At 35.4% G+C, this 24,385-nt stretch carries 28 protein-coding genes; 23 read left to right on the top strand and 5 right to left on the bottom strand.

Annotated features, from left to right (window positions below):
* Positions 1 to 94: 94 nt before the first annotated feature.
* The 3 genes from sigX (at position 95) to JR050_RS20905 (ending at position 2,963) form a co-directional block, all read left to right on the top strand.
* Positions 95 to 646: an RNA polymerase sigma factor SigX gene (gene sigX, locus JR050_RS19785; protein ID WP_204205386.1), complete on the top strand. Its 552-nt coding sequence runs from the start codon at positions 95 to 97 to the stop codon at positions 644 to 646.
* A complete protein-coding gene (locus JR050_RS19780) occupies positions 621 to 1,835 on the top strand; it encodes a GerMN domain-containing protein (protein WP_204205385.1) in 1,215 nt (404 codons plus the stop codon). Before sigX ends, JR050_RS19780 begins: the two co-directional genes overlap by 26 nt.
* A gap of 90 nt (positions 1,836 to 1,925) precedes the next feature.
* Entirely contained in the window at positions 1,926 to 2,963 is a 1,038-nt protein-coding gene (locus tag JR050_RS20905; protein ID WP_204205384.1) for a M23 family metallopeptidase, read from the top strand.
* Between the two features lie 180 nt (positions 2,964 to 3,143).
* Here JR050_RS20905 and JR050_RS19770 read toward each other — a convergent pair whose 3' ends face one another.
* On the bottom strand, positions 3,144 to 3,392 hold the full coding sequence (locus JR050_RS19770; protein ID WP_149217864.1) for a ferredoxin: 249 nt from the start codon (positions 3,390 to 3,392) through the stop codon (positions 3,144 to 3,146).
* A 287-nt stretch (positions 3,393 to 3,679) separates the two neighbouring features.
* Between JR050_RS19770 and JR050_RS20730 the strand changes: the two genes are divergently transcribed.
* From JR050_RS20730 to JR050_RS19745, 5 genes are all read left to right on the top strand, one after another.
* Positions 3,680 to 4,729, top strand: a complete 1,050-nt coding sequence (locus JR050_RS20730) for a helix-turn-helix domain-containing protein (protein ID WP_204205383.1) — start codon at positions 3,680 to 3,682, stop codon at positions 4,727 to 4,729.
* The gene (locus JR050_RS19760) at positions 4,719 to 6,248 is read left to right on the top strand and encodes a RecQ family ATP-dependent DNA helicase (protein ID WP_204205382.1); all 1,530 of its coding nucleotides are present in this window, start codon (positions 4,719 to 4,721) and stop codon (positions 6,246 to 6,248) included. The genes JR050_RS20730 and JR050_RS19760 overlap by 11 nt, the downstream gene beginning before the upstream one ends.
* Positions 6,232 to 6,819, top strand: a complete 588-nt coding sequence (locus JR050_RS19755) for a CPBP family glutamic-type intramembrane protease (protein WP_204205381.1) — start codon at positions 6,232 to 6,234, stop codon at positions 6,817 to 6,819. The genes JR050_RS19760 and JR050_RS19755 overlap by 17 nt, the downstream gene beginning before the upstream one ends.
* Before the next feature lie 5 nt (positions 6,820 to 6,824).
* The gene (locus JR050_RS19750) at positions 6,825 to 7,376 is read left to right on the top strand and encodes a LysM peptidoglycan-binding domain-containing protein (protein WP_204205380.1); all 552 of its coding nucleotides are present in this window, start codon (positions 6,825 to 6,827) and stop codon (positions 7,374 to 7,376) included.
* Positions 7,377 to 7,519: 143 nt separating this feature from the next.
* Positions 7,520 to 7,978 (top strand): DUF2663 family protein, encoded by a 459-nt coding sequence (locus JR050_RS19745; RefSeq protein WP_204205379.1) that lies wholly within the window; start codon positions 7,520 to 7,522, stop codon positions 7,976 to 7,978.
* Positions 7,979 to 8,349: 371 nt separating this feature from the next.
* Here the strand turns inward: JR050_RS19745 and JR050_RS19740 are convergent, their stop codons facing one another.
* Genes JR050_RS19740 through JR050_RS19730 form a run of 3 tightly spaced genes read right to left on the bottom strand, consistent with a single transcriptional unit; the run spans position 8,350 to position 9,433 of the window.
* Positions 8,350 to 8,919, bottom strand: a complete 570-nt coding sequence (locus tag JR050_RS19740) for a manganese catalase family protein (RefSeq protein ID WP_149217858.1) — start codon at positions 8,917 to 8,919, stop codon at positions 8,350 to 8,352.
* 24 nt (positions 8,920 to 8,943) lie between these two features.
* The gene (locus JR050_RS19735; RefSeq protein ID WP_346726789.1) at positions 8,944 to 9,204 is read right to left on the bottom strand and encodes a spore coat protein CotJB; all 261 of its coding nucleotides are present in this window, start codon (positions 9,202 to 9,204) and stop codon (positions 8,944 to 8,946) included.
* A 1-nt stretch (position 9,205) separates the two neighbouring features.
* Positions 9,206 to 9,433, bottom strand: a complete 228-nt coding sequence (locus JR050_RS19730) for a spore coat associated protein CotJA (protein ID WP_204205377.1) — start codon at positions 9,431 to 9,433, stop codon at positions 9,206 to 9,208.
* 196 nt (positions 9,434 to 9,629) lie between these two features.
* Between JR050_RS19730 and JR050_RS19725 the strand changes: the two genes are divergently transcribed.
* The 7 genes from JR050_RS19725 (at position 9,630) to JR050_RS19695 (ending at position 15,923) form a co-directional block, all read left to right on the top strand.
* On the top strand, positions 9,630 to 10,262 hold the full coding sequence (locus tag JR050_RS19725; RefSeq protein WP_204205376.1) for a CBS domain-containing protein: 633 nt from the start codon (positions 9,630 to 9,632) through the stop codon (positions 10,260 to 10,262).
* A gap of 56 nt (positions 10,263 to 10,318) precedes the next feature.
* Positions 10,319 to 10,723 carry a hypothetical protein gene (locus JR050_RS19720; RefSeq protein ID WP_204205375.1) on the top strand — a complete coding sequence of 135 codons (405 nt, stop codon included), beginning with the start codon at positions 10,319 to 10,321 and terminating at the stop codon, positions 10,721 to 10,723.
* Positions 10,720 to 11,496, top strand: a complete 777-nt coding sequence (locus JR050_RS19715) for a metallophosphoesterase (RefSeq protein WP_204205374.1) — start codon at positions 10,720 to 10,722, stop codon at positions 11,494 to 11,496. Before JR050_RS19720 ends, JR050_RS19715 begins: the two co-directional genes overlap by 4 nt.
* A gap of 214 nt (positions 11,497 to 11,710) precedes the next feature.
* Positions 11,711 to 12,616: a MerR family transcriptional regulator gene (locus JR050_RS19710; protein WP_204205373.1), complete on the top strand. Its 906-nt coding sequence runs from the start codon at positions 11,711 to 11,713 to the stop codon at positions 12,614 to 12,616.
* Between the two features lie 84 nt (positions 12,617 to 12,700).
* On the top strand, positions 12,701 to 13,300 hold the full coding sequence (locus JR050_RS19705; protein WP_204205372.1) for a genetic competence negative regulator: 600 nt from the start codon (positions 12,701 to 12,703) through the stop codon (positions 13,298 to 13,300).
* Positions 13,301 to 13,582: 282 nt separating this feature from the next.
* Complete coding sequence (locus tag JR050_RS19700) at positions 13,583 to 14,863, top strand: Glu/Leu/Phe/Val family dehydrogenase (protein ID WP_204205371.1); 1,281 nt, start codon at positions 13,583 to 13,585, stop codon at positions 14,861 to 14,863.
* An 88-nt stretch (positions 14,864 to 14,951) separates the two neighbouring features.
* Entirely contained in the window at positions 14,952 to 15,923 is a 972-nt protein-coding gene (locus JR050_RS19695) for a YpdA family putative bacillithiol disulfide reductase (protein ID WP_204205370.1), read from the top strand.
* Between the two features lie 22 nt (positions 15,924 to 15,945).
* Here the strand turns inward: JR050_RS19695 and JR050_RS19690 are convergent, their stop codons facing one another.
* A complete protein-coding gene (locus tag JR050_RS19690) occupies positions 15,946 to 16,917 on the bottom strand; it encodes an asparaginase (RefSeq protein ID WP_204205369.1) in 972 nt (323 codons plus the stop codon).
* A 136-nt stretch (positions 16,918 to 17,053) separates the two neighbouring features.
* Between JR050_RS19690 and prsW the strand changes: the two genes are divergently transcribed.
* From prsW to rpsA, 8 genes are all read left to right on the top strand, one after another.
* On the top strand, positions 17,054 to 17,725 hold the full coding sequence (gene prsW / locus JR050_RS19685) for a glutamic-type intramembrane protease PrsW (protein WP_204205368.1): 672 nt from the start codon (positions 17,054 to 17,056) through the stop codon (positions 17,723 to 17,725).
* 251 nt (positions 17,726 to 17,976) lie between these two features.
* Positions 17,977 to 19,206 carry a cell wall hydrolase gene (locus JR050_RS19680; RefSeq protein ID WP_204205367.1) on the top strand — a complete coding sequence of 410 codons (1,230 nt, stop codon included), beginning with the start codon at positions 17,977 to 17,979 and terminating at the stop codon, positions 19,204 to 19,206.
* Positions 19,207 to 19,220: 14 nt separating this feature from the next.
* The gene (ypeB, locus tag JR050_RS19675; protein ID WP_204205366.1) at positions 19,221 to 20,570 is read left to right on the top strand and encodes a germination protein YpeB; all 1,350 of its coding nucleotides are present in this window, start codon (positions 19,221 to 19,223) and stop codon (positions 20,568 to 20,570) included.
* Between the two features lie 96 nt (positions 20,571 to 20,666).
* Positions 20,667 to 21,323, top strand: a complete 657-nt coding sequence (locus JR050_RS19670; protein ID WP_204205365.1) for a flagellar brake protein — start codon at positions 20,667 to 20,669, stop codon at positions 21,321 to 21,323.
* A 60-nt stretch (positions 21,324 to 21,383) separates the two neighbouring features.
* Positions 21,384 to 21,560, top strand: a complete 177-nt coding sequence (locus JR050_RS19665; protein WP_204205364.1) for a YpfB family protein — start codon at positions 21,384 to 21,386, stop codon at positions 21,558 to 21,560.
* A gap of 207 nt (positions 21,561 to 21,767) precedes the next feature.
* Positions 21,768 to 22,454, top strand: a complete 687-nt coding sequence (cmk, locus tag JR050_RS19660; protein ID WP_204205363.1) for a (d)CMP kinase — start codon at positions 21,768 to 21,770, stop codon at positions 22,452 to 22,454.
* Positions 22,451 to 23,032: a 1-acyl-sn-glycerol-3-phosphate acyltransferase gene (locus JR050_RS19655; protein WP_204205362.1), complete on the top strand. Its 582-nt coding sequence runs from the start codon at positions 22,451 to 22,453 to the stop codon at positions 23,030 to 23,032. Before cmk ends, JR050_RS19655 begins: the two co-directional genes overlap by 4 nt.
* Before the next feature lie 221 nt (positions 23,033 to 23,253).
* Positions 23,254 to 24,384, top strand: coding sequence for a 30S ribosomal protein S1 (gene rpsA / locus JR050_RS19650; protein ID WP_239454504.1), 1,131 nt, complete (start codon positions 23,254 to 23,256; stop codon positions 24,382 to 24,384).
* The last annotated feature ends 1 nt before the right edge of the window (position 24,385 follow it).

Genomic DNA, 24,385 nt, shown 5'->3' with positions numbered 1-24,385 from the left:
TGCTACAATATGGTGGACATCATAATTTTTTTACAAATTTTTGTAACCTATTTCATTATATAACGACTAATTTATTGTACGGGGAGGGTAAGGCATGAACACCGTATTTCAGGAGCTTTATGATAAGTACCACCAAGATTTATTTCAGTTCCTATTCTACATGGTTCGAAATCGTGAACAAGCTGAAGACTTAGTACAAGAGGTGTACATTAAGGTGTTAAAAGCGTATGAAAGATTTGAAGGGAAAAGCAGTGAAAAAACATGGCTTTTCTCCATTGCACGACATGTTGCAATTGACCATTTTCGTAAGCAAAAGGGCTGGAAGCAACGATTGATGGAAACATTTGATTGGAACACACAACAAGTAAAAGACAATCAACCTTTACCTGAAGAAATAACTTTACAAAATGAAGAAATAAAACAAATGTATTATTGCTTAGACCATGTCACAGTAGATCAAAGAGCAGTAATCTTATTAAGGTACATGCAATCATTATCTATTACAGAAACTGCGGAAGCATTAGGCTGGACAGAGAGCAAAGTGAAAACAACACAACATAGAGCATTAAAGCAACTTAAAGCCTACATGGAAGAACAAAGGGCAAAGGAGGGGAGTACAGATGAAAAAATCAGAGTGGAACGATAAGCAACTTGAAGAACTTCTAGAAAGCATGCCTAAAGTATCCGACCGTCAAAGTCCTGATGCCCTCTATCGTAAGATTCAAGCACGTTTACAAGAAGACGAAGTAAAATATACAAAGAAAAAGAAGACGTGGGTACTCCCAAGCATTGCAACTGTTGCTGCGTTATTCCTTATATTCCTAATCGGTTCAAATATGATGGACATTCAAAACCTTGGCAATGGAAGTAATGATAAATTACAAATGGAAAAGAGTGCAGTTCAAGATCCGGAAAAACCTGAATCTGAAGGCAGTATTGATTCTAGAGTAGCGGAGAATAGTGATGCTGCTGCTTTAAAAGATGATAGTGGAGAAGCTGAGCAAAAGAGCTTAATGATGAGTGTGGAGGAACAGACTGTTCCTTTGGTGAATGAAGTGACTGATGATCAGACTTTAATAACTGTAGGGGTTAAGGATGAGCAAGTGCAAATTGTATTTCCAGTCAGTTTTTTACACAGAAATAATGAGATTACGAAAACGGAGATGTTACAAGATATTATTTCTAGATTTCCAGAAGGTGAATTTGGTGTATTACACATAATTAGGGAATTCAAGTTCGAACAAATTACTGAAAGTGAAGTCAAAGTAATCGTCCCTAATAATCTAACTTTAAGCTCCCCAGGACAGGATATTAAAGAACCAATAATTGAAACATTAAGATGGATGGGGTATAAAAAAGCCCAAGTTGTTTATGAAGACGGTCGTCAAGTTGAAGATGCAATGTCAGGAGGAACTGTAGGTCCCATCGAAATACAAAGTCAAATGAAGGGATATGTGATTCACCGAACAACAACTAATAAAGTGTTTCTAGTACCAACATTATCCCCTAGTACTAGTTTTGAAAATGCTTTAGAAATAATGAGTCAGCCAGGATTTCAGATTGAACCTTCAATTGAACAAGGATTAATTAATAATGTAATAGTGGAAGATAAAACGGTCACAGTTAGTTTTACAAAAGAAATTGAGAACTCAATTCAAAATGATTTAATGATCAAAGCAATCTTACTATCTGCTAAAGAGTTCGGATATGAACAAGTAAAATTTGAAAATACCGTTGAACAAATCGGTGAGTATCCTTTAAAAGATCCAAAGGGTAATTCATTAGCAATAAGTGTACCAATCGCACCAAACTATATGGAAATCCCTAACAAATAATAGAGACTTTAAGTCTCTATTATTTTTTTTAGTTCTACTCGTTTGCATGTCCTCATAAGTTATAACGATAAACGATAGAGGAGGACAATCATGCTAGATTTATCAAGGCGTCTATTAATCGTAATTATAATGGGATTTTGTATTGCTTGTATGTTTTTAAGTGTGAAAACGGTAAAAGCGGAATCTAATTCTGTACATATATTATCAGAAACAAAGGAATGGGTATGGCCGATTGAAGAAGGCCGAATTAGTGATCATTTTGGTACGAGGCATGGAAGACATGATGGCTTAGATGTTGCAGCACCAAAGGGTACACCTATATATACGGTTGATGCTGGAACTGTAACAAAGTCTTATTATTCTTCCTCGTATGGGAATGTTATTTTTGTTATGCATCCGAATGGCTATGAGACGGTATATGCACATTTAAGCAAGCGTTTAGTAAAAGAAGGTGATATCGTCACCAAAGGCCAACAAATAGGGAAAGTCGGTAATACGGGTAGATCTAGAGGTGCTCACTTGCATTTTGAAGTGCATAAAGGAGAATGGAATATCAAAAAATCAAATGCAATCGATCCTCTCCATACTCTCGATGTATCGGTATTCATTGGTGAAGGTAAAGAAAAAAATGTATTGGCTGAAAAGAAACAGGAAGTAAAACTAGCAACTCTAGAAAAAATTTATAAGGAACAAAATGTATCTGACCTCATGCTAACTGACGATTCATCTAATCAACTACTCGCTAGCTCTGTAGTCGTTTCTAATGATCTGCAGGAAATTGATGTCATAGAGGAAGTGGAAAAGTTAATAGTATCTAGTGAAAAAGTAGTTACTCTTACTGTAGAAGAAAATATGACGCTGTGGCAATTAGCGAATCAATATCAAGTCACGATTGAATCGATTAAAATATGGAATCAATTACAATCTGACATGATCCAAATAGGTGAAAAGCTTATAATTTATCCTGATCTAGAAAAAGTGTACATAGTAGAATCGGGAGATACGCTCGAAATGATAGAGTCCAAAACAGGTGTATCTATTAACGAAATAAAAGAATTCAATAGCTTAGAGAATGACAATCTATATCCTAATCAAGTGTTATCGATTGTAAGTGAAAATCAACAATAAGCTTTTGTTTACGTATTGACTCACTTATAGAAGTTTGTAACGAATCTTAATAATATTGAACTCTGCTGCGCCTGTCCATTGACAAGGCGCTACAAGTCGTGCCAATTTTTATAAGTTTTTGCAAAATAAAAAACCTCTGATTTCACAGAGGTTTTTTACACGATACCGAGAATAAGTATACTATTCAAATTTTAAAGCGTCACCATCAAATGGCTCATCAGCAACTTTAATTGAGTCTGTTGGACAACCTTCAAAAGCATCCATCATATCCTCTACTAACACATCTGGAATTTCAACGATACCAGCATTGTCATCTAAAGTTACAAATGCAATACCTTCATCATCGTAATCATAAATGTCTGGTGCTGCTGCTCCACAAGCTCCACATGCGATACATGTTTCCTTATCAACGATTGTATACTTTGCCATCAAAAAAACCTCCTGAAAATTATTACACATTTAGTTTATGCTAGGATACCTAGTATTGGTGACCCATCTAAATTACATAATTGTAAAAAGTGAAATTTAGATAGTTTTTATTTCCACATTCATTATTGTAAAACTGTTTGGCCAACTTTTCAACAATAAACTCATTGAGAATGCTTATCACATAAGGGTTTACTCTATATTAATACCCTTAGACGCTATTTCTAAACTAACCTATATCGATCAAAATTTGCTAAAATGAAGTGTAGGACATGAAAGGGAGTATTCAAGTGAACTACTTTCCATTAGTAATTTTATACTGTATTAAAAAAAATAAAGGGGAAAGAAGTATCTCCTCGATTTATCATTTGTTAAAAGGAAAAAGGTCTGCACAAACCATTCAAGATGCAAAGCTTTATCAAACATTTCATTTGTTTGGTGTTTTTCCTTTACTCGATAGAAATGAACTTGAAGAAAATGTCTTCCTGTTGCAAAAGAAGTGTGCAATAGAAAGTGATTCAGACAACAGCTTTGTTATCACTAAGTATGGTGAGGAGTTACTGACTACTTTTTCTCTTCCTTCTTCACTTAACGGGTGGAAATACGCTCAAGAGACATCAATTTTTTGGGGGCGGTTGTCACTACTCGTTCAGGTTTGCTCAAACTTAATGAACCATGAAACACGTTATATTCCTATATCAAGAGATGTGCATCTTCTCCAATGGGTGAAAAAGTACCTAAATAATATGAGTTTCACAAGAAATGACTTTAGTCAGAAGCTCTATAACGAGTTTGTAAATGTTTTAGAAAACATGGATGAAGTAAGGGCTAGTATATTTGTCTCTAAATTAACAGGACATAACCGCATAGGCAGTACGAATGAACAGGTTGGTGAACAATTATCGTTAAGTTCGTTTGAAGTGTCTGTTTTATTTACTTCAACAATCCATCATATTTTAGCTTTAACCGAAAACGAGAAAAATAAATATCCATTGTTATCTAATATAATGGGAACAAGTCATAAAAAGTTAACCTTAACACAATCAACTGAAAAGACGTTTGAATTAGTGAATCAAGGATATAGCATTGAAGCAATTGCGAAGATACGTCAGTTAAAGAAAAATACAATTGAAGATCATATTGTTGAAATTGCATTATCTGATGAAGCTTTTGATATCTCACCCTATATTAAGTCTGATACATTTAAACAGATTGAAGAGTGTATTATGCGATTAAAGACAAATCAGCTTAAATTAATAAAAAATAGTCTAGAAATTCCTGTTGGTTACTTTGAAATACGATTAGCTTTAGCGAAAGTAGGTAGTACAAATGCAACTTGAGCAAATACTCTTGGACCGGTTTGGTTTTACCGCCTTTCGAGAAGGTCAAAAAAGTATTATTGAAGCAGTCCTAGATCAAAAGAATGTTGTTGCGATGCTCCCGACGGGTGCTGGAAAGTCACTATGCTACATTTTACCAGGTTATGTGTTGGAAGGAAGTGTAGTAATCGTTTCTCCTTTACTATCTCTCATGGAGGATCAAGTACAACAGCTACAAATGATAGGAGAAAAGAGAGTCATTGCGATTAACAGTTTTTTGAGTTATGAAGAGAGGATGACAACCCTACAATCGCTAGGAAAGTATAAATACATTTTTGTATCTCCTGAGATCCTTCAAAGCACAGCTTTGAAAAAACAATTGAAGAAAATAAAAGTTTCATTATTTGTCGTAGATGAAGCACATTGTATTTCTCAGTGGGGGCATGAATTTAGAACGGACTACCTAAAGCTAAATGAAGTGATAAAAGAACTAAGTACCCCGCCAGTTCTAGCGTTGACAGCTACTGCGACGAACAAAGTGATTTATGATATTGTAAGCTCATTAGGACTTGAGGATGTCTCTTATCATCTTCATTCTATTGATCGACCAAATATTGCGATTCATGTAGAAAAGTTAAACACGATTGAGGAAAAGAAAAGTAAACTTCTAGAGTGGGTAAAAACGTTACAAGGTCCCGGCATTATTTACTTTTCAAGTAGAAAGTGGTCAGAGCATATTAGTGCCTATTTAAAGGAAAATGGAATTAGCGGGGTATCTTATTATCACGGTGGGATGGAAGCGAGTGAACGAATACTTATTCAACAGCAATTCTTAAATGATCAAATCCAATTAATTTGTTGTACGAATGCATTTGGAATGGGAGTCAATAAACCGAATGTGAGGTACGTGATTCACTTTCATTATCCGAGCAATATGGAATCGTATTTGCAAGAAATAGGTCGCGCTGGAAGAGATGGGAAAAGTAGTATTGCCATACTTTTAGCCAGTCCTTCTGATGAAGAGATACCACAAGCATTAATTGGACAAGAGTTTCCTGCGATTGATGAGCTAGAACATTTATTGCATTTAATAAATGAACAGTATAGTCAAGGGTTAGCTGTAAATGAAGAGTATATACTGTCACGTTCTACACTCACGGAAACACAATGGAGATTTATAAAATACCAGCTAGAAGTAAATGGATGGTTGGAAGATTACGATATAATGCGCAAACTTGAAGTCGACATTATTATCAAATCAATTGAAACGGTTATTAAGAATAGGTTACTCTACAAGAAATCAAAGCTACATGAAATGAAAAGGTGGTTAGAGTCTATAACTTGTAGAAGAGAGGCATACCTTTCAATTTTCAATGAAACATTAACGAAATCTATAGATCAATGCTGTGACCTATGTTCGCTTCAATATGAGGGGTATACTAAATCTACAGAGTTCATAAATCCAGTACACTTTAAGGAATGGAAAAATGAATTACAACTAATTTTTAAAGTAGGTGGGAAAAGTGCAAAGTCAAGCTGATATGGTAAAACAACTTTCAGAACGAGAGCTGCTTTTCCACCTATATGTAACCCAACTTATCTTGATTATTACCTCTGCAGTTTTAAGTTTGTTTCTATTTCAGGATGTAAATGCCTTTCAGGCTATTTGGGAGCTGAATATAAGAGATATTTTGTTTTATGGAGGACTTACTGGCTCATTAGTCGTTATTATTGATTTCATCTTAATGAAGGTACTCCCAGAGCACTTTTTTGATGACGGTGGAATTAATGAAAAAGTGTTTCAGCATCGTTCTATTATTCATATATTCTTCTTGTCATGGATCATCGCTATTTCAGAAGAATGGTTATTTCGAGGGGTTATACAAACTCATTTCGGTCTTGTTTTTGCCAGTCTCGTCTTTGCGATGTTGCATGTTCGATATTTAAGAAGATGGTTTCTGTTCACAATTGTTATGACGTTAAGCTTTATTTTAGGTTTACTGTATGAATACACAGAAAGTCTTTGGGTAACAATCTTTGCGCATTTTTTAATTGATTTTATATTTGGGGTTAAAATACGACTAGACTATGTACGGAAGCAAAAGGGGTGACATACGTGTCCAATCCAAGGGATCCGAATGATCAAGCAAATCAACTAAGAGAAAAGATGAAGACAAAAATTAACCCAAAAGCTTCGTCGCAGGATGTTCTTGCACTTCCCCCAAGAAGCAAAGTTCATAATGTGAGAGATGAGAAAAAGAAGACAAAGGTAAAATTTAAGTACCCACTCGTACGGTTTTTAGCGTTCTTGTTTGTGTTATTACCTGTTGCTATTTTGGTTTATACATTTTATCTGAGCAGTGAGCTTCAAGAGAAGAAACAATTGCCGAAGAAGAGAGAACAATCTCCATATAAAGAGGAAATTTCAATAAATCTTAATAATGATGAAACAATTATACATTCTCAAGGCTATGAAGAAGAATCATCAGCTGTAAACGAAGAGGAATATAAAATCTTATTCCATACTGTTCAAGCAGAAGAAACCCTTTATACAATTTCACAACATTATTATAACAGTCGTGAAGGAGAGGCACTCATTAAAGAGTGGAATGATTTAGACACAAACGAAGTAACAAATGGACAAGTGTTAAAAATACCGTTGAAATAGTCCTTTTAGGGCTATTTTTTTATGAGTTGTTGCAATTTATATCAAAAAATTCTTTTAAAAAGCAATGATAACTTTTTTATACTATTTATTAGGACAAGTGAATATATGTTAGTAAAGTACGGTTTTTTTAGGAGGCTTACATTGTGGAACAATTTATTAAAGACTTTGGTAGTCATACAGATGAGCCGACAAAGGTAATGTTACAAAATGTGTATAACCATAAAAAGAAATTTGATAAATTTAAGCAAAAGTTAATTCTTTGTACATGGGGGTCTTTAGTCACTTTTCTTTTTCTATTTTTCTATATGAACTATTTTATAATCAAACCCAATGCAGCAAGTGCAGAGAAGATCTTTTTAGTGATTGTTCAAGATAGTTTGTTATTTTTACTAATCGGGATTTTGATTTTTATGAGCGGGTTAGGTACGTATTATAAAAAGAAAAAAGATAAACATGAAAAAGAGTATCAGGAACTGCGAAAAGAAATAGTAAGCAAAGCGCCTCTTCAATGGAGATATCCATTTGACTGGGAGAAGAGAAATGAAGTGTTTACAAAGATGAAGGAAATGAAAGATATTAATTTATATCATGAAAATAAATGAGGCTGGATTTGTTTGATTTTTCATACCATTTATAAATACTAGTGGAATGGAGCGGAAGACACTCGACTCCTGCGGGAAGTAGAGGAAAGGCTGAGACCCCGGAGGCGTAGCCGAGGAGGCTCAGCTTCCTCCCCGCGGAAAGCGAGTGTCTGCAGCGCAATGGAACAAATTAGTTCTTCTACTTAACTGATTAATAAATCAACAAAAGGTACGAAACAAGTATACTTAATAGGTAGAATAATTTATTCTACTTTGAGGATGATTATATTTAGTTTTCCAACAACAAATAAAGACCCGAACTATTAGGTAAAAAATCGTTCGGGTTTATCAATTGCTGAGTACTTAAGTCCCAACCTGAAAATTATAGATAATTAGAAGACTTTCTTTTTGCCTTGATCATCTTTTAATATTTCTACAGCTTCGCGGAATCTTTGTGAGTGAATGATCTCTCGTTCGCGTAAGTAGCGTAAACCGTCATTTAAATCAGGATCATCGCTCATATTAATAATCCATTGATAAGTGGCTCTAGCCTTTTCTTCAGCCGCAATATCTTCGTATAAATCAGCAATTGGGTCACCCTTAGCTTGAATATAAGACGCCGTCCAAGGAACACCAGCGGCATTATGATAGAAGAGAGCACTATCGTGATTTGCGTAATGGGCATCAAGACCTGCTGCCTTCATCATCTCTGGAGTTGCATCTTTTGTTAGCTTATAGATCATTGTTGCAATCATTTCAAGATGTGCAAACTCTTCAGTTCCAATGTCTGTTAATAACCCAATTACCTTATCAGGAATTGTATATCGTTGGTTTAAGTAGCGGAGTGCCGCTGCTAATTCTCCATCAGCGCCACCATATTGTTCAACTAAAAATTTTGCCAACATCGGATTACATGTACTTACTTTAACAGGATATTGTAGCTTCTTCTCGTATATCCACATTCTAAAGCTCCCCCCTTAATCAGTTTAAAGTTGCCAAGGCCAAGGACCGTCATCCCAATTCCATGGATATCCTGAATAACTATTTCCATACTGTTGAAGAGGTCCAAATTGTGATTCAATTTGCTTTTTTAATAGCCCTCTTTGTTTCGCAAACTGATTAAACTGCCTTATCGCTTCATAATCATTCGGATGAGTATCTAAATACAAAGTTAAGTCAACTAAAGCAAAATCAACTGCCTGTAAATCCTCCATCAACGCATAAAATTCTGGCGGAAGCTGTTTCACGTTAAGCATCCTCCCTTACAGGTTTTTCATATGGACTGAAGTAGGGATCATAAAAAATCGGCCACAACGTCCCTTTGCATAACGCTTCTTTTGGAGAATACTGTGGTAAGCCTTGTGGCTGAAATCCTACGTAAAGATTTGGCGGTGTCGAATATGTTTTTACTGGAATTGGCGGACATGGATCGAACGGACTCGCGTACGGATACCATTTTTTATAATGAGTAAACATAAAAATAAAACCTCCTATTCTTGATGAGATCATGATTTCGTGATGAAAAGGTTTTCTTCAATCATTGTATGGGCGAGTTTAATAAAAAATGTTTCAGTGTGAAAGGTTTTTTTGAGTGAATGTTGAATATAGTGAGTGTAAAGGAATTGAAAGAAAATGTTTTTGGGTATTGTTGATAAATAAGGGGAGTGTCATTATGTTCGTAAAAAGTATTATGATTGCAAATCACCACAGTTTTACTGTTGATTTTAATTCATCATTAAGTGATACGTTAAACTTTCTAGAAAAGCATGATGTTGATGGTATGCCAGTATTACAAGAGGGGAAGTATGCTGGTATCATTACAAGATTTCACGTATACGAAGAATTCTTTAAAAGTCCTCAAGATAAAGAAACATTCCTAGCAGAGAAAACTGCAGGTGAAGTTGCAACACGAAAAGATATTTATCTTAATGGGGAAGAGATTTTCGAAAATACGTTAGTTAAGCTAAAGGATACACCTTTATTAGCTGTTGTTGAAGAGGATTTAACATTCTTAGGGATTGTTACTCGTTCAGATGTTCTTGAACAATTCGAAAGTGCATTTGGCTTGCACCGTCCAGGAGTAAGAATTGCATTTACGTCTGTTGAAACAGAAGGCCGTATCGCTAGATTAGCTGAAATTGCTAAACATTATCATGAAAAGATTATCTCACTTGCAACGTTTGATGAAACAGATAAATTAGTTAGAAGAATTGTAATGAAGGTTGAAAAGAACGATAATATGGATAAATTCGTTAGCAAACTAGAAAGTGCTGGCTTCCGTGTCTTAGATATTCACGAAGATTAATTCGAAGTATCATCTTCATCCCTCTTGCCTCATACATGTAGGTAGGAGGGATTTTTATGTTTACTTATGTTCTATATAATTCAGCAGGTTTTATGTGCAGTTTACTTTCAGCTATCCTAATTCCACCCTTTTTATTTAATTACTCAACGCAATTTATTTCAGCAGTCATATTAGATCCTGCATCGTTTGTCATTGGGATGTTCTTTTTCTTAATCGGATTTCTTGCAAGTAGCGCACTATTTAGAAATAGTATTGAGTTACTATACGCTTATAGTAAAAAGGGAAATATAAGCCTTGGTGAGATTTTTGTTTCTTCCCTATATTTATTAAACTTTATTGTTTTATTTTTATTAAATTTTTCTGTTTTCCTGTTGTTTTTTCTAATGACCGTGATCTATGGTATGATTTCTATAAACTTAAAGAGACATTTATCGTATGAAAGAAGTAGGGAGGAACTATGACTTTATTCATAACCATCTTTATAGGAGCATGTTTATCCATGCTTCTACTTTTATATATGTATTTTGAGGCACATAAAAATGTAATAGTATCTTCTGAATTATACTTCAATGATTTTCCAGATAGTTTTGGGAAAATTAGAATCTATTTTATATCAGATATTCATAAGCGTGACATCTCTTCTTCGATGTTAAATTCGATTGTAGATAATGTAGATTTAGTGATTATCGGTGGAGATTTAACCGAGAAAAATGTTCCGTTCACAAGAGTAGAAGAAAATATCAAAAAGCTACGAGCGTTAGGACCTTGTTATTTTGTTTGGGGAAACAATGATTATGAAGTAGATTACAGGAAGCTTGACTCCATCCTGTTAAGTAATGGAGTCAAAATATTAGATAATACATCAGTAACATTTGAGTCAAGTACCGGTGAAAAAATTTGTTTGCTTGGAGTAGACGATATTGCTAAGGAACGGGACCGCTTAGATCTTGCAATCCTTGATTCGCATGACCCTAGTTTTAAAATTTTAGTCAGTCATAATCCACAAATTGTAAATCAATTGAAACTTGAATATCATATTCGACTAATTTTGAGTGGGCATACTCATGGTGGACAAATCCGCATAGGGAAATTCGGACCATACAAACGTGGAGGAGTTTTTACATACGGGCATTCAAAGCTTCTTATTAGTAATGGGTATGGAACAACCGCAATACCATTAAGGTTAGGAGCACCTGCTGAAACTCATTTACTAACCATTGCTCATAAAAAATAACTTGAAGCAGTGTTGAATCTAAATTGATACAATGAATATAAAAAAAATAATAAACAAAAGTTATACAAAGTTTACACACAACTGAAGTTGGGCTATACTTCTAACAAGAAAAAGTATTTAATGCCCTTTTGCAACAAGTTTTCGACGGTATTCTAAAGAATACAAACTTATGGTTGGGCATAGTATAGTAATTGTTTATTGGAGGACCAGTGTTATGTCAGAACCAAAAGGAAAATATAATATTAAAGCTGTATCACAAATGCTCGGTATTCAAGCTGGTACCCTTCGTGCATGGGAGAGAAGATATCATATCATCGCACCTGTTCGCAATGAAGCAGGACATCGTCTATACACGGAAGAGCACGTAAAACTACTAAAATGGCTTATCCAAAAAATAAACAAAGGGTTTACCATAAGCCAAGCCATAAACTTATTAGAAAATAGTGGCTTAATTACTGAGACATCCAATCACAGTGAATCAGAAGGCTATTTTGATGATGAACTTGCAGACAAGCTATTAGATGCTCTAATGCATTTTGATGAAAATAGTGCACATGAGTATTTAAATCAGGCCTTTAGCTTTTATTCAATCGATAAAGTGGTCATTGATATACTGGGAGCTGTCTTAGTTCGGACAGGGGATTTATGGGAGAGAAAGAAAATAACAAGTGCTCATGAGCATTTTGCTTCTTCTTTTCTCAGATCAAGAATTGGGAATATCATGCATTCACTACCTACAAACTCATACTTACCAAAAGTAGTGGCGGTCTGTGGACCGAATGAATTACATGAATTTGGCTTACTAATTTTCACCCTTTATCTCCGTAGAAAAGGATATGAAGTAGTCTATTTAGGTGGCAGTATAGCACCTGAGGATGTGGATATAGTGTTAAAAGAGGTAAATCCTAAGTTCCTCTTCTTATCGTGTACACTCGGTATGAATTTACCTGAAACCTTGATACTAGTTGATCGATTAATAAACGAATTTCCTACTGTCGAAATTGGAGTTGGAGGAAATGCTCTTCAATTTACAACACAAGATCAAAAGGATTTATATCAGAGGCACATAGTTGGAAATACAAAAGCTGAGTGGGATTCTTGGCTAGAATCTAGAATGTAGAAGAGAATTTGCGATGAACCATCTTACTATCTTCTCATATAGTATTAGTAAGGGTGTGGGAGTTGGTAGTAGGGAGGTTACCCAATGCGCTTAGAACGTTTAACCTACAATAAGATTAAAGTATTCCTCACATTTGATGACCTTTTGGAACGTGGATTAACGAAGGAAGATTTATGGCAGGATGCTCCAAAGGTTCAACAATTGTTTCAAGATATGATGGATGAAGCGAGTATTGAGCTTGGATTTGAAGTAGATGGCCCACTTGCTGTAGAGGTATATTCATTGCAAGCTCAAGGAATGGTTGTAATTGTTACAAAAGAGGGAGTACATCTTGAGGATGATGACGACTTCTTAGATGAATATATTGAAATGCAAGTAACAGTTGATGAGAGTTTGGATATTTTCTATGAATTTAATTCGTTTGAAGATGTTATCTCATTATCCAATCAATTGATTGCACTAGAAATTGAAGGAGGCTCATTATACTTCTTTCAAAATCACTATTATTTATTATTTCAAGATAGTGATATAACAGGTCGCTTAATTGATGATGTAATTCCAGTTTTAGCTGAATTCGGAAACTCGGCAACTGTTACAATTTATCGAGTATGTGAGTATGGTAAGGAAATAATGAGTGAAAATGCTGTTAAACAGATTTACACGCATTTTATAAAAAATCAATAACCTTTACAGTTTCCTATAGCTGTAAAGGTTTATTATTATCTCCCGAAAATGAATAAAAACGAAGATTGCTTGGTAAAATAGAAAAGGCAAAAACCGTTGTAAAAATACAAATTTTCTAAGTATTCAGTCCTCTTCTTCCTTGATGTATATATAATGAAATCGTTTACAAAAAACTTTCGAAAAGTTTATTTTTCTATCTTTGCATAAACTAATTGAAGGTGTATACTATGTACGGGTAGCTAGACAATACTTATTAGTTGAAAATTTTTGGGAGGTTTACAGATGGTAGCCGAAAAGAACACAGATCAATCTCATGATGGTGAAGATAAACTAGACGTTTTAAAATCAACTCAAACTGTCATACATAGTGCATTAGAAAAATTAGGATACCCAGAAGAAGTTTATGAACTATTAAAAGAACCGTTACGTTTAATGACTGTTAAGATTCCAGTAAGGATGGATGACGGTTCTGTTAAAATATTTACAGGATATAGAGCTCAACATAACGATGCAGTTGGACCTACAAAGGGTGGTATTCGTTTCCATCCGAACGTAACAGAAAAAGAAGTAAAAGCATTATCTATTTGGATGAGCTTAAAGTGTGGTATTGTCGATTTACCATACGGTGGTGGTAAAGGTGGAATTGTCTGTGATCCACGTGAGATGTCATTTAGAGAGCTTGAACGTTTAAGCCGTGGATATGTTCGAGCAATTAGCCAAATCGTTGGTCCAACAAAAGATATTCCAGCTCCAGACGTATTTACAAATTCACAAATTATGGCTTGGATGATGGATGAATATAGTCGAATCGATGAATTTAACTCACCTGGATTTATTACCGGTAAGCCGCTTGTACTTGGTGGTTCACATGGTCGTGAATCTGCAACGGCCAAAGGTGTTACGATTTGTATTAATGAAGCAGCTAAGAAAAAGGGAATCGATCTTGTAGGAGCTCGTGTTGTCGTACAAGGGTTCGGTAATGCTGGTAGTTTCTTAGCAAAATTCATGCACGATGCAGGAGCAAAGGTTATCGGTATTTCAGATGCTTACGGTGCACTTCATGATCCGAAGGGATTAGACATTGATTATTTATTAGATCGTAGAGATAGCTTTGGAACTGTAACAAAACTATTTAACAATACAATAACAAATAAAGAACTTCTTGAGCTTGATTGTGATATATTGGTTCCAGCTGCCATTGAGAATCAAATTACAGAAGAGAATGCACATAATATCCGTGCAACGATTGTAGTTGAAGCAGCTAATGGACCTACTACTTTAGAAGCGACTAAAATTCTTACTGAGCGTGGAATTCTGTTAGTTCCTGATGTACTTGCTAGTGCGGGTGGAGTTACGGTGTCTTACTTCGAATGGGTTCAAAATAACCAAGGTTATTACTGGACAGAAGAAGAAGTTGAAGAAAAGCTTGAAAAAGTGATGGTCAAATCATTTAATAACATTTATGATACTGCGCAGTCCCGCCGTGTTGACATGCGTTTAGCTGCCTATATGGTTGGTGTTCGTAAAATGGCTGAAGCTTCTCGTTTCAGAGGCTGGATTTAATTCTTTGCAATAACTTTAAATAAACCCTATCATAATTTGTATGATAGGGTTTTTGCTTTGTATTTTCTACAAAAAGAGGAGGACTAATATGCAGAGGGAAGATGTCATAATTATTGGTGGTGGTCCTTGCGGGTTAGCTGCAGCAATAGCTCTAAAGGAAGTCGGCTATTCTCCATTAATTATAGAAAAAGGAAACATCGTCAATGCGATTCATCATTATCCGACACATCAAATGTTTTTTAGTACAAGTGAAAAATTATCAATAGGAGACATACCATTTATAACTGAAAATCGAAAACCTCTACGTTCACAAGCACTAGCTTACTATAGAGAAGTTGTCAAGCGAAAAGAGCTTCGAATTCACTCTTATGAATTGGTTACACAAGTAAGAAAGGAAAACGAACTCTTTACAGTTTCAACTTCAAAAAACACATATGAAACGAAATATGTAGTAGTTGCGACTGGATACTATGATCATCCCAATCGTTTACATGTACCTGGTGAAGAGTTAGATAAAGTTTCTCATTATTTTAAAGAAGCACATCCTTATTTCGATAGGGACGTTGCCGTTATTGGTGGTAAGAATTCCTCTGTTGATGCAGCCCTAGAACTAGAAAAGGTAGGAGCTAGAGTTACTGTTTTATATCGGGGTAATTCATATTCACAAAGCATTAAACCATGGATTTTACCTGAGTTTGATTCATTAGTGCGAAATCAGCTTATTACAATGAAGTTTAACGCCAATGTAGTGAAAATAACTGAACAAGATCTAACTTATGAAGAAGATGGTAAGGAAACAACGATTAAAAATGATTTTGTGTTTGCTATGATTGGGTATCATCCAGACCATTCATTTTTACAATCTATGGGCATTGGGATTGATGAAGAGACAGGCAGACCAACTTATGATTCAAAAACAATGGAAACCAACGTTGAAGGAATTTATATTGCAGGTGTGATTGCTGCAGGTAATAATGCCAATGAAATATTCATTGAAAATGGCCGCTTTCACGGAGGGCTTATTGCATCGTCTATCAAAGAAAAAGACCCTATCCATTAAAATGGAAAAGGTCTTTTGGTTATTATTCTAAAAAAAGTTTTTGAAGCTCACTAAATTCTTTCGTTTTCTCTAATGCTACCATTAATTTGATTCGTGCTTTTTGACCACTTAAACCATTTGAGAAAATCACACCAAAATCTTTTAATTGTCTTCCTCCGCCATCATAGCTGTATGTGTCTTGTACAATTCCGTTAAAACAGCGTGAAACTAAAACAATTGGTATGTTGTGCTGAAGAAGTTCTTTTATTCCTGGAATCATTGCAGGTGGTAGGTTACCTTGTCCAAGTGCTTCGATTACGAGCCCGTTTATATTCATGCTTTTTAGACCGTACAAAAGTGTGGAGTCCATACCAGCATATGCTTTTATAAGCATGACCCGATTTTTAATTTCTTGGATATCATAATTTTCTCGATACATAGGATAGTGATGGAAGAACACGCCTCGTTTTGTTACAATTCCTATCGGCCCATATTGTGGGCTTTGGAATGTAGATACATTACTTGTATGTGTTTTTGTGACGTTTTTCGCCGTATGTATTTCGTCATTTAAGACAACGAGTACCCCTTTATTAGCGGCGTCATTACTAGCAGCTACTTTTACAGAAGATAGTAAATTGTATGGACCGTCAGACCCTATTTCATTACTAGATCTCATTGCACCAGTAATTACGATTGGAATACCTGCATTTAGTGTTAAATCTAAAAAGTATGCCGTTTCTTCAAGTGTGTCAGTACCGTGAGTAATAACAACACCATCAACTTGTTCTGTTTGAGATGCTTGTTCAATTCTTTTCTTTAATAAAAACATCTCTTTATGGGTGATATGAGGGGAAGGGAGTTGAAAAACTTCTTCCGACTCGATATTTGCAATTTGATTCAAAGAAGAAAGGGATTCCTGCAAAGGATTCTCACCCTCAGGGCTAACTGATCCTGTATTCTTATCTTCTTTCATTGCAATCGTTCCACCTGTATGAAGTAAAAGAATTCTTTTCATAAACCCTCCCATAATTTCCTAATAATTTCAAAATGATACATTCTCTTTTCCCAAATATCATGTTACGATAAGTTAGGAGTCTTGGCTAGAAAAAAATCACTCATTTTCAGATTAGAATAGAAATGAGGAATTAAATATGTTAAGTATCATAACAGCTGGTATTGCTCCAGGTGTTGCATTACTTTGTTACTTTTATTTAAAAGATGAATATGAAACAGAACCTATTTCTATGGTATTGCGAAACTTCATTATTGGAGCTATTTTAGTATTTCCAATTATGTTTATTCAATATGTCCTTGAGAAGGAAGGCATCTTTGTTTCGGGACTCATGCATGCCTTTTTCATAGCAGGATTTTTAGAAGAATATGCAAAATGGTTTATTGTGTTTTATGTCGCTTATAAACATGCGGAATTTAATGAAGTATATGATGGAATAGTATATGGGGCAGCTGTTTCACTAGGCTTTGCAAGCGCAGAAAATATATTGTATCTAATCGCACATGGAGTAGATTTTGCATTTGGTAGAGCACTATTACCTGTCTCAAGTCATGCACTATTTGGTGTAATAATGGGATATTATCTTGGTAAAGCCAAATTTTCAATTGGTAAAACAAAACTACAATTTATCATTTTATCTTTAAGTGTACCGTTTTTCTTACATGGTTTTTATGATTTTATTATCTATTCGATAAAAAAATGGGAGCTTTACATTGTACCTTTTATGATCTTTCTATGGTGGCTAGGACTTCGTAAAGCTAAGCTTGCTCGTAAATACCATGACTACGCAGGGAGTCATGTAAATCAGTAATTTACCTTTAATTAACAACTGTGCATTGTGCAGTTGTTTTTTTATTTTTGGCTGTGTGCACTATCTCTGTTAATTATGAAGCAGTAGTTGATTGAAGTAAAAACTCTCATTATTAATAACAACAGTATGAGAGAATAAGTCGCTTAATGATAGATAGAACTGTAAATCATAACTTCTCTGAATAAAATTATCTTCTTATACAGAAAATACTTGTAAGACATCTTAGAATTTGGTTAAGGAGGTAAAAGAAGATGAGGTTTCAATCTTTCTGGAGATTTCCTCTAGTTTTTGTCATTATTCTTTGTTTTGCCGTTACTCTTTTCCCAGCACAGCCTAGCTATGCATTTAGCGATCAAGTGATACAACGAGGCGCAACTGGAGAAGATGTAATAGAATTACAGGCTCGCTTGCAATATAACGGATACTATCACGGACCTATTGACGGTGTATTTGGTTGGTCAACGTATTGGTCTGTCCGTAATTTCCAAAAGGAGTTTGGTCTAGAAACGGTAGATGGTTTTGTAGGGCAAAAATCGAAAGATATGTTAATTAGAGCTACAAAGTATTATAAAGATTATGTTTATCAACAGATAAATCAAGGTAGACGTTTCACTCATTACGGGGGTATGCCGTTAAATATTCAAAGTGCCCCAAGCCAAGCAACCATAACGAAAGCTAGAAAAGCAGCAGAGCAAAACCGACAAACGGCATTAAACACTGCACAAAAGCAAGGAGCAAAGGCGCCATCTGGGCAGCAAATACAAAAAGGAAAAGCTCAAACGCCAACTCCACAAAAAGCACCAAACAAAACAATACAAAAGACAAATGAGCAACAAGCAGCTCAGCAAGGAACAAAAGCTCCCGAGCAACAAAAGCAACAAGGGCAACAAGGAACCCCAACTCCTGCTAAAACGCAAGGACAAAAAGGGGCAAAGACACCTGCTCAAAAGCAGGGACAACAAGGAACTCAAACACCAGCACAGCAACAAGGAACCCCAACTCCTAAGCAGGAGCAACCTGCGAAACAGGAACAGCCAAAACCAGCAGCGCCAGCACCAACGCCGAAAAAACAAGAAGCTGCACCTGAGGCACCAAAAGCTACTGCTGTAAACATGCCTAATGGATTCTCTCAAAATGATATTCAGCTATTAGCAAATGCCGTTTACGGTGAGGCAAGAGGGGAGGCGTATGTAGGGCAAGTTGCTATTGCGGCTGTTATATTAAACAGAATCAATAGTCCTACCTTCCCAGATACAGTATCAGGTGTAATTTTTGAACCAGGTGCGTTTACTGCGGTGGCAGATGGTCAAATTTGGTTAACTCCGAATGAACAAGCAAAAAAAGCTGTATTAGATGCGATTAATGGTTTTGATCCAACTGGAGAGGCTATGTATTATTTTAATCCTGATACAGCTACAAATAAATGGATTTGGAGTCGTCCTCAAATTAAACGAATCGGAAAACACATCTTCTGTAAATAGAGAGGTGAGATGATATGCTTAGAGGAATATTAATAGGAGTATTAGTCGTAGGGGTAGCAGGAACTGCCTACTGGGGCTACCAAGAACATATAGAAAAAAATGCAGTTTTAATACATGCAGAAAATAATTATCAACGCGCATTTCATGATTTGAGCTATCAAGTTGACTTGTTAAACGATAAAATCGGATCTACATTAGCAATGAACTCAAGGCAGCAACTATCTCCTTCCTTAGCTGAAGTGTGGAGAATTACGTCTGCAGCACATTCTGATGTAGGTCAGCTACCACTAACACTGTTACCGTTTAATAAGACGGAAGAGTTCTTAGCAAATGTCGGTGATTTTAGTTATCGTACTGCCATTCGTGACCTAGATAAAGAACCTCTTACAGATGACGAATATAAGACATTGCAAAGTCTTTATGAAAAGTCTGCTGATATTCAAAAAGAACTTAGAAAGGTACAACATCTTGTATTAGAAAATAATCTAAGATGGATGGATGTGCAGTTAGCGTTATCGACAGACGACCAACAGGACAATTCGATCATTGATGGTTTCAAAACGGTTGAGAAAAATGTAGAGGCATATTCAGAAGCTGATTTCGGTCCTTCTTTTACATCTATGAATAAAGAGGAAAAAGGATTTAAATATTTGACTGGAAATGATATTTCTAAACAACAGGCGATAAAAGTTGCACAAGATTTCCTTGGTTTACAGGGAAGTGAAGAAGTAAAAGTTACTGAAAACGGTAAAGGTTCGGATTATGGATTTTATAGTTTATCAATTCAAGATCCAAAATCAGAGGCAACGATCAATATGGATGTCACAAAAAAAGGTGGATATCCAATATGGGTGCTGAGAAGTCGTGACGTAAAGGAACGTAATATCAGTTTGAATGAAGCAATGGAAAACGCAAAAAAATATTTGAATGAACACAAATTTAAAAATCTAGAATTAAATGAAAGTGCACAGTTTGATAATATCGGTGTTTTTACCTTTTCTTCAGTCAAAGACAATGTGCTCATATATCCTGATACGGTTACGATGAAGGTAGCTTTGGATGATGGAAATGTTGTAGGCTTTTCTGCAAAAAATTACTTAATGGCACACCATGACAGAAAAATACCGAAACCAGCAATTTCAGTTGAAGAAGCAAGGAAGAAGATTAATCCCGGAGTAGAAGTAATGGAAAATCGATTGGCTATTATTATCAATGATCTTGAAAAAGAAGTTCTTTGTTACGAGTTTTTAGGGACAATTGATAATGATACGTATCGGATTTTCATAAATGCTGAAACTGGTCAAGAAGAAAAGGTTGAGAAATTTAAAAACCCAGAAACGGTATATAATAAAACAGATGTCTAAAAATGAGTAAGGAAAGGTCGTTTTATGACTTTTCCTTTTTCTTATTCCATGAGATAATAAGGACAAGTAATGGTGTAAAGTTAGTGAGGGGTTATCATGATTAACATAGGTGATACATTAATACTAGAGCCCAAATATTCTTCAGAACACGAAAAATATAAATGCAAACTAGTTGAGAGAAACGGAGAGCAGTTATATATTGACTATCCGGTTTCTATAAATACAGGGAAAACCGTATTCTTACTTGATGGAACACAGTTTAAAGGTTCTTTTGTAGGCAAAGATAACACCGTGTATTTGTTCGAAACTGAGGTACAAGGAAGAACAAAACAACAGATCCCAATGATTGCAATATCGTATCCAGGTAATGAGAACTTAATAAGAGTACAACGTCGTCAATATGTTAGGGTGGATACACCTGTAGACGTGGCAGTTCATCCAATAGAAGGCCAGTTTTCTCCGTTTGTGACGATCACATCAGATATTAGCGCTGGAGGAGCTGCACTAATTCTTCCTCCTAATGTAAAGTTAGAAAGCGACACAATAATAGATTTATGGGTTGTGCTCCCTATGCAATCTGGTGATTATCATAATCTAGTATTAAGGTCCAGAGTCATTCGAGTTATACCAGGTCAAAATGGAGAACGTGATAAAATGCCAATCGAATTTTTGAGCATAACAGAGAGTCAACGTCAGCTTCTAATTAGATTTTCTTTTGAAAGACAATTAAATTTAAAAAGAAAAGGCTTATAACAAGTATAAAAATACATTTTCCCCCTAAAACTATAATAGACTCGTGAAATGGGGGATTAGATGAAACGCTTTGAAAGTATTTTAGTTAAACTTGTAATCATTCAATTCATATTTTTAATTGTTGCGCAATTTGTCATGATGAACGGTCAGGTTTCTCCTTATTTATCAAAAGTAATTCAATATGAAGGGGTAACAAAAGATACGTACACGAAAATTGTAGAAACATTTAATCAGTAATTATGGTAAAATTGGAACGAACTGAGCTTATTAAATATGAGCTATCTGTATAAATAATAACAGCAGGTAGAACCTGCTTTTTTTCTTTTGGATTTGTTATTGTACGGTGTTGGTCTCGATAGAGAAAAAATTACTGCAGGCTTTTCATCACATTACAACAATGAAAAAACCCAATTGAATTTTAACAACATGTATTTGGGAGGAACTATGAGTAAAAAAATTTCAATCGCAATCGATGGACCAGCGGCTGCAGGTAAAAGTACTGTAGCAAAGAAAGTTGCAGAGAATTTATCATACATATATATTGATACAGGTGCGATGTATCGAGCTCTTACATATAAAGCATTAACTAATGAAGTAGACGTAGACGTACATAATGAAGAGCAACTTGCAAAAATGCTAAGGTCTACAACTATTAGCTTAAAGCCATCAGATAATGGCCAGTTAGTTTACCTGGATGAAGAAGATGTTACTGAAGAAATTCGTACGAATTCTGTAACAAATAATGTTTCATTTGTTGCGCAACATCGTCTAGTTCGAGAAGATATGGTTAAGAGACAACAAGATATGGCAACTGAGGGCGGAGTTGTAATGGATGGAAGAGACATTGGAACAGCGGTTCTTCCACATTCTGAAGTTAAAGTGTTTTTATTAGCTTCAGTAGATGAACGCGCACGACGAAGACATGAAGAAAACCTGAAAAAAGGATTTGAATCAGACTTAAATCAGCTAATACATGAAATTGAACAACGAGATAAAATTGATTCTGAAAGAGAAGTCTCTCCTTTAGTAAAGGCAGAGGATGCAGTCGAAATCGATACAACTTCTTTATCAATCGCACAAGTAGTAGACAAAATCATGACGTTAGCTCTTGAAAGGATTGGTACGGAGTGAACCTTTATAACCTAGGTAAAGCATTATGTAATGGTGTTTTACGCCCTTTGCATAGATTAGAAGTAATAGGAGCGGAGAATATTCCAACAACAGGGGGAGTATTACTATGCTCTAATCATATTGATAATCTTGACCCTCCTATTGTAGGGATTTCTTCTCCGAGAACGATACACTTCATGGCAAAAGAGGAGTTGTTCAGATTACCTATTTTAAAGTCAATCCTTCCTAGCATTAACGCATTTCCAGTTAAAAGGGGAATGAGCGATAAACAAGCGCTTAGAACAGGTCTTCAGGTTTTAAAAGATGGTAACGTTTTAGGATTATTCCCAGAAGGAACAAGAAGTAAAACAGGAGAACTAGGTCAAGGGTTATCTGGTGCGGGTTTTTTTGCCTTACGTACAGATGCAACAGTTGTACCGTGTGCGATTATTGGTCCCTACAAAATGTTTAAGCCACTAAAAGTAGTTTTTGGGAAACCATTAGACTTTCATGAACTTCGTGAAAGAAAAGCGACAGCAGATGAAGCTACGGAATCGATCATGAACTCAATTCAAGAGCTACTAGAAAAAAATAAGTAGTGGAAGGTATATTACTTGACAAAAAAATGTATTTATTAGAAGTTAGAATAAATGATCATTCATATCTACCCATCAAATAATTGTGTAACTTAACTAAGTAAGTCAGTTCATTAATAATGAGAAGGGTATTTACCTTCCTTTTTCATACATATAAAAAAGTGGAAAAATCATGCAACGATAAAACTGTTGTGGATTTAAGGAGGTATTTTCAAGTGGAAGAAATGAACCAAGAAGTTATGGATTTAAAAGCAATTGAAGTAGGAGATGTTGTTACAGGTACCGTAACAAAGGTAGAAGAGAAGCAAGTACTAGTAAACATTGGCTACAAATCAGACGGTATCGTACCCATTAGCGAACTATCAAGCGTACATATTGAATCAGCAGGTGAAGTTGTAAATGAAGGTGATTCATTACAACTTAAGGTAACAAAGATAGAAGACGATGCTGTTATTTTATCAAAACGTGCTGTGGACGCTGAAAATGCTTGGGAAGAGTTGGAATCGAAGCTTAACTCTGGAGAAGTGTTTGATGTAGTCGTGAAGGAAGTTGTGAAAGGTGGACTTGTTGTTGACCTTGGGGTAAGAGCTTTTATTCCAGCATCACTAGTCGAAGCACATTTTGTCGAGGATTTCTCTGATTATAACGGTAAAACACTTGCGGTTAAGTTAGTTGAACTTGATAAAGAAAAAAACCGTATCATTCTTTCCCATCGTGCAGTAGTGGAAGAGAAACAATCTGAGCAAAAGCGTAAAACAATAGGATCGCTTAAAGTTGGTCAAGTGTTGCAAGGAACTGTTCAACGTTTAACAGACTTTGGTGCTTTTGTGGATATTGGAGGAATTGATGGATTAGTTCATATTTCTCAATTATCACATGACCACGTAACTAAACCATCTGATGTTGTGGAAGAAGGTCAAAGCGTACAAGTAAAAGTGCTAAGTGTAGACCTTGATAATGAACGAATCTCATTATCAATTAAAGAAACGCAAGCAGGTCCATGGGAGCAATTGTCAAAGGAACTACAGGTTGGTTCTGTAGTAGAAGGAACAGTGAAGCGATTAGTGTCCTTCGGAGCATTTGTTGAACTATTCCCTGGTGTTGAAGGTTTAGTACACATCTCTCAAATTTCAAATAAACACATTGCTACTCCTCAAGAGGCACTGCAGCAAGGTGAAAAGGTAAAAGTGAAAGTCCTTGACATTAATGAAGATAATAAGCGTATTTCTTTAAGTATCCGTGAACTACTTGAGGAAGATGATAAGGCTGACTTCCTTGAATACCAACAAAAAGAAGAGGCTACTGGATTTAGCTTAGCTGATTTAATAGGTGATAAATTAAATAAATTGAAGTAAT

The organism is Bacillus suaedaesalsae (genome assembly GCF_016890225.1).
GTDB classification, from domain to species: Bacteria; Bacillota; Bacilli; order Bacillales; family SA4; genus Bacillus_BS; species Bacillus_BS suaedaesalsae.
This window is presented reverse-complemented; position numbering and strand designations above follow the sequence as displayed.

Coding starts and splice junctions, on each gene's coding strand:
- ypeB (WP_204205366.1), top strand. CDS start 19,221: ATGCTTAGAGGAATATTAATAGGAGTATTAGTCGTAGGGGTAGCAGGA.
- JR050_RS19705 (WP_204205372.1), top strand. CDS start 12,701: ATGCGCTTAGAACGTTTAACCTACAATAAGATTAAAGTATTCCTCACA.
- JR050_RS19760 (WP_204205382.1), top strand. CDS start 4,719: ATGCAACTTGAGCAAATACTCTTGGACCGGTTTGGTTTTACCGCCTTT.
- JR050_RS19725 (WP_204205376.1), top strand. CDS start 9,630: ATGTTCGTAAAAAGTATTATGATTGCAAATCACCACAGTTTTACTGTT.
- JR050_RS19770 (WP_149217864.1), bottom strand. CDS start 3,392: ATGGCAAAGTATACAATCGTTGATAAGGAAACATGTATCGCATGTGGA.
- JR050_RS19700 (WP_204205371.1), top strand. CDS start 13,583: ATGGTAGCCGAAAAGAACACAGATCAATCTCATGATGGTGAAGATAAA.
- JR050_RS19670 (WP_204205365.1), top strand. CDS start 20,667: ATGATTAACATAGGTGATACATTAATACTAGAGCCCAAATATTCTTCA.
- JR050_RS19780 (WP_204205385.1), top strand. CDS start 621: ATGAAAAAATCAGAGTGGAACGATAAGCAACTTGAAGAACTTCTAGAA.
- JR050_RS19690 (WP_204205369.1), bottom strand. CDS start 16,917: ATGAAAAGAATTCTTTTACTTCATACAGGTGGAACGATTGCAATGAAA.
- JR050_RS20905 (WP_204205384.1), top strand. CDS start 1,926: ATGCTAGATTTATCAAGGCGTCTATTAATCGTAATTATAATGGGATTT.
- JR050_RS19720 (WP_204205375.1), top strand. CDS start 10,319: ATGTTTACTTATGTTCTATATAATTCAGCAGGTTTTATGTGCAGTTTA.
- JR050_RS19715 (WP_204205374.1), top strand. CDS start 10,720: ATGACTTTATTCATAACCATCTTTATAGGAGCATGTTTATCCATGCTT.
- rpsA (WP_239454504.1), top strand. CDS start 23,254: ATGAACCAAGAAGTTATGGATTTAAAAGCAATTGAAGTAGGAGATGTT.
- JR050_RS19680 (WP_204205367.1), top strand. CDS start 17,977: ATGAGGTTTCAATCTTTCTGGAGATTTCCTCTAGTTTTTGTCATTATT.
- prsW (WP_204205368.1), top strand. CDS start 17,054: ATGTTAAGTATCATAACAGCTGGTATTGCTCCAGGTGTTGCATTACTT.
- JR050_RS19665 (WP_204205364.1), top strand. CDS start 21,384: ATGAAACGCTTTGAAAGTATTTTAGTTAAACTTGTAATCATTCAATTC.
- JR050_RS19710 (WP_204205373.1), top strand. CDS start 11,711: ATGTCAGAACCAAAAGGAAAATATAATATTAAAGCTGTATCACAAATG.
- sigX (WP_204205386.1), top strand. CDS start 95: ATGAACACCGTATTTCAGGAGCTTTATGATAAGTACCACCAAGATTTA.
- JR050_RS19695 (WP_204205370.1), top strand. CDS start 14,952: ATGCAGAGGGAAGATGTCATAATTATTGGTGGTGGTCCTTGCGGGTTA.
- cmk (WP_204205363.1), top strand. CDS start 21,768: ATGAGTAAAAAAATTTCAATCGCAATCGATGGACCAGCGGCTGCAGGT.
- JR050_RS19730 (WP_204205377.1), bottom strand. CDS start 9,433: ATGTTTACTCATTATAAAAAATGGTATCCGTACGCGAGTCCGTTCGAT.
- JR050_RS19740 (WP_149217858.1), bottom strand. CDS start 8,919: ATGTGGATATACGAGAAGAAGCTACAATATCCTGTTAAAGTAAGTACA.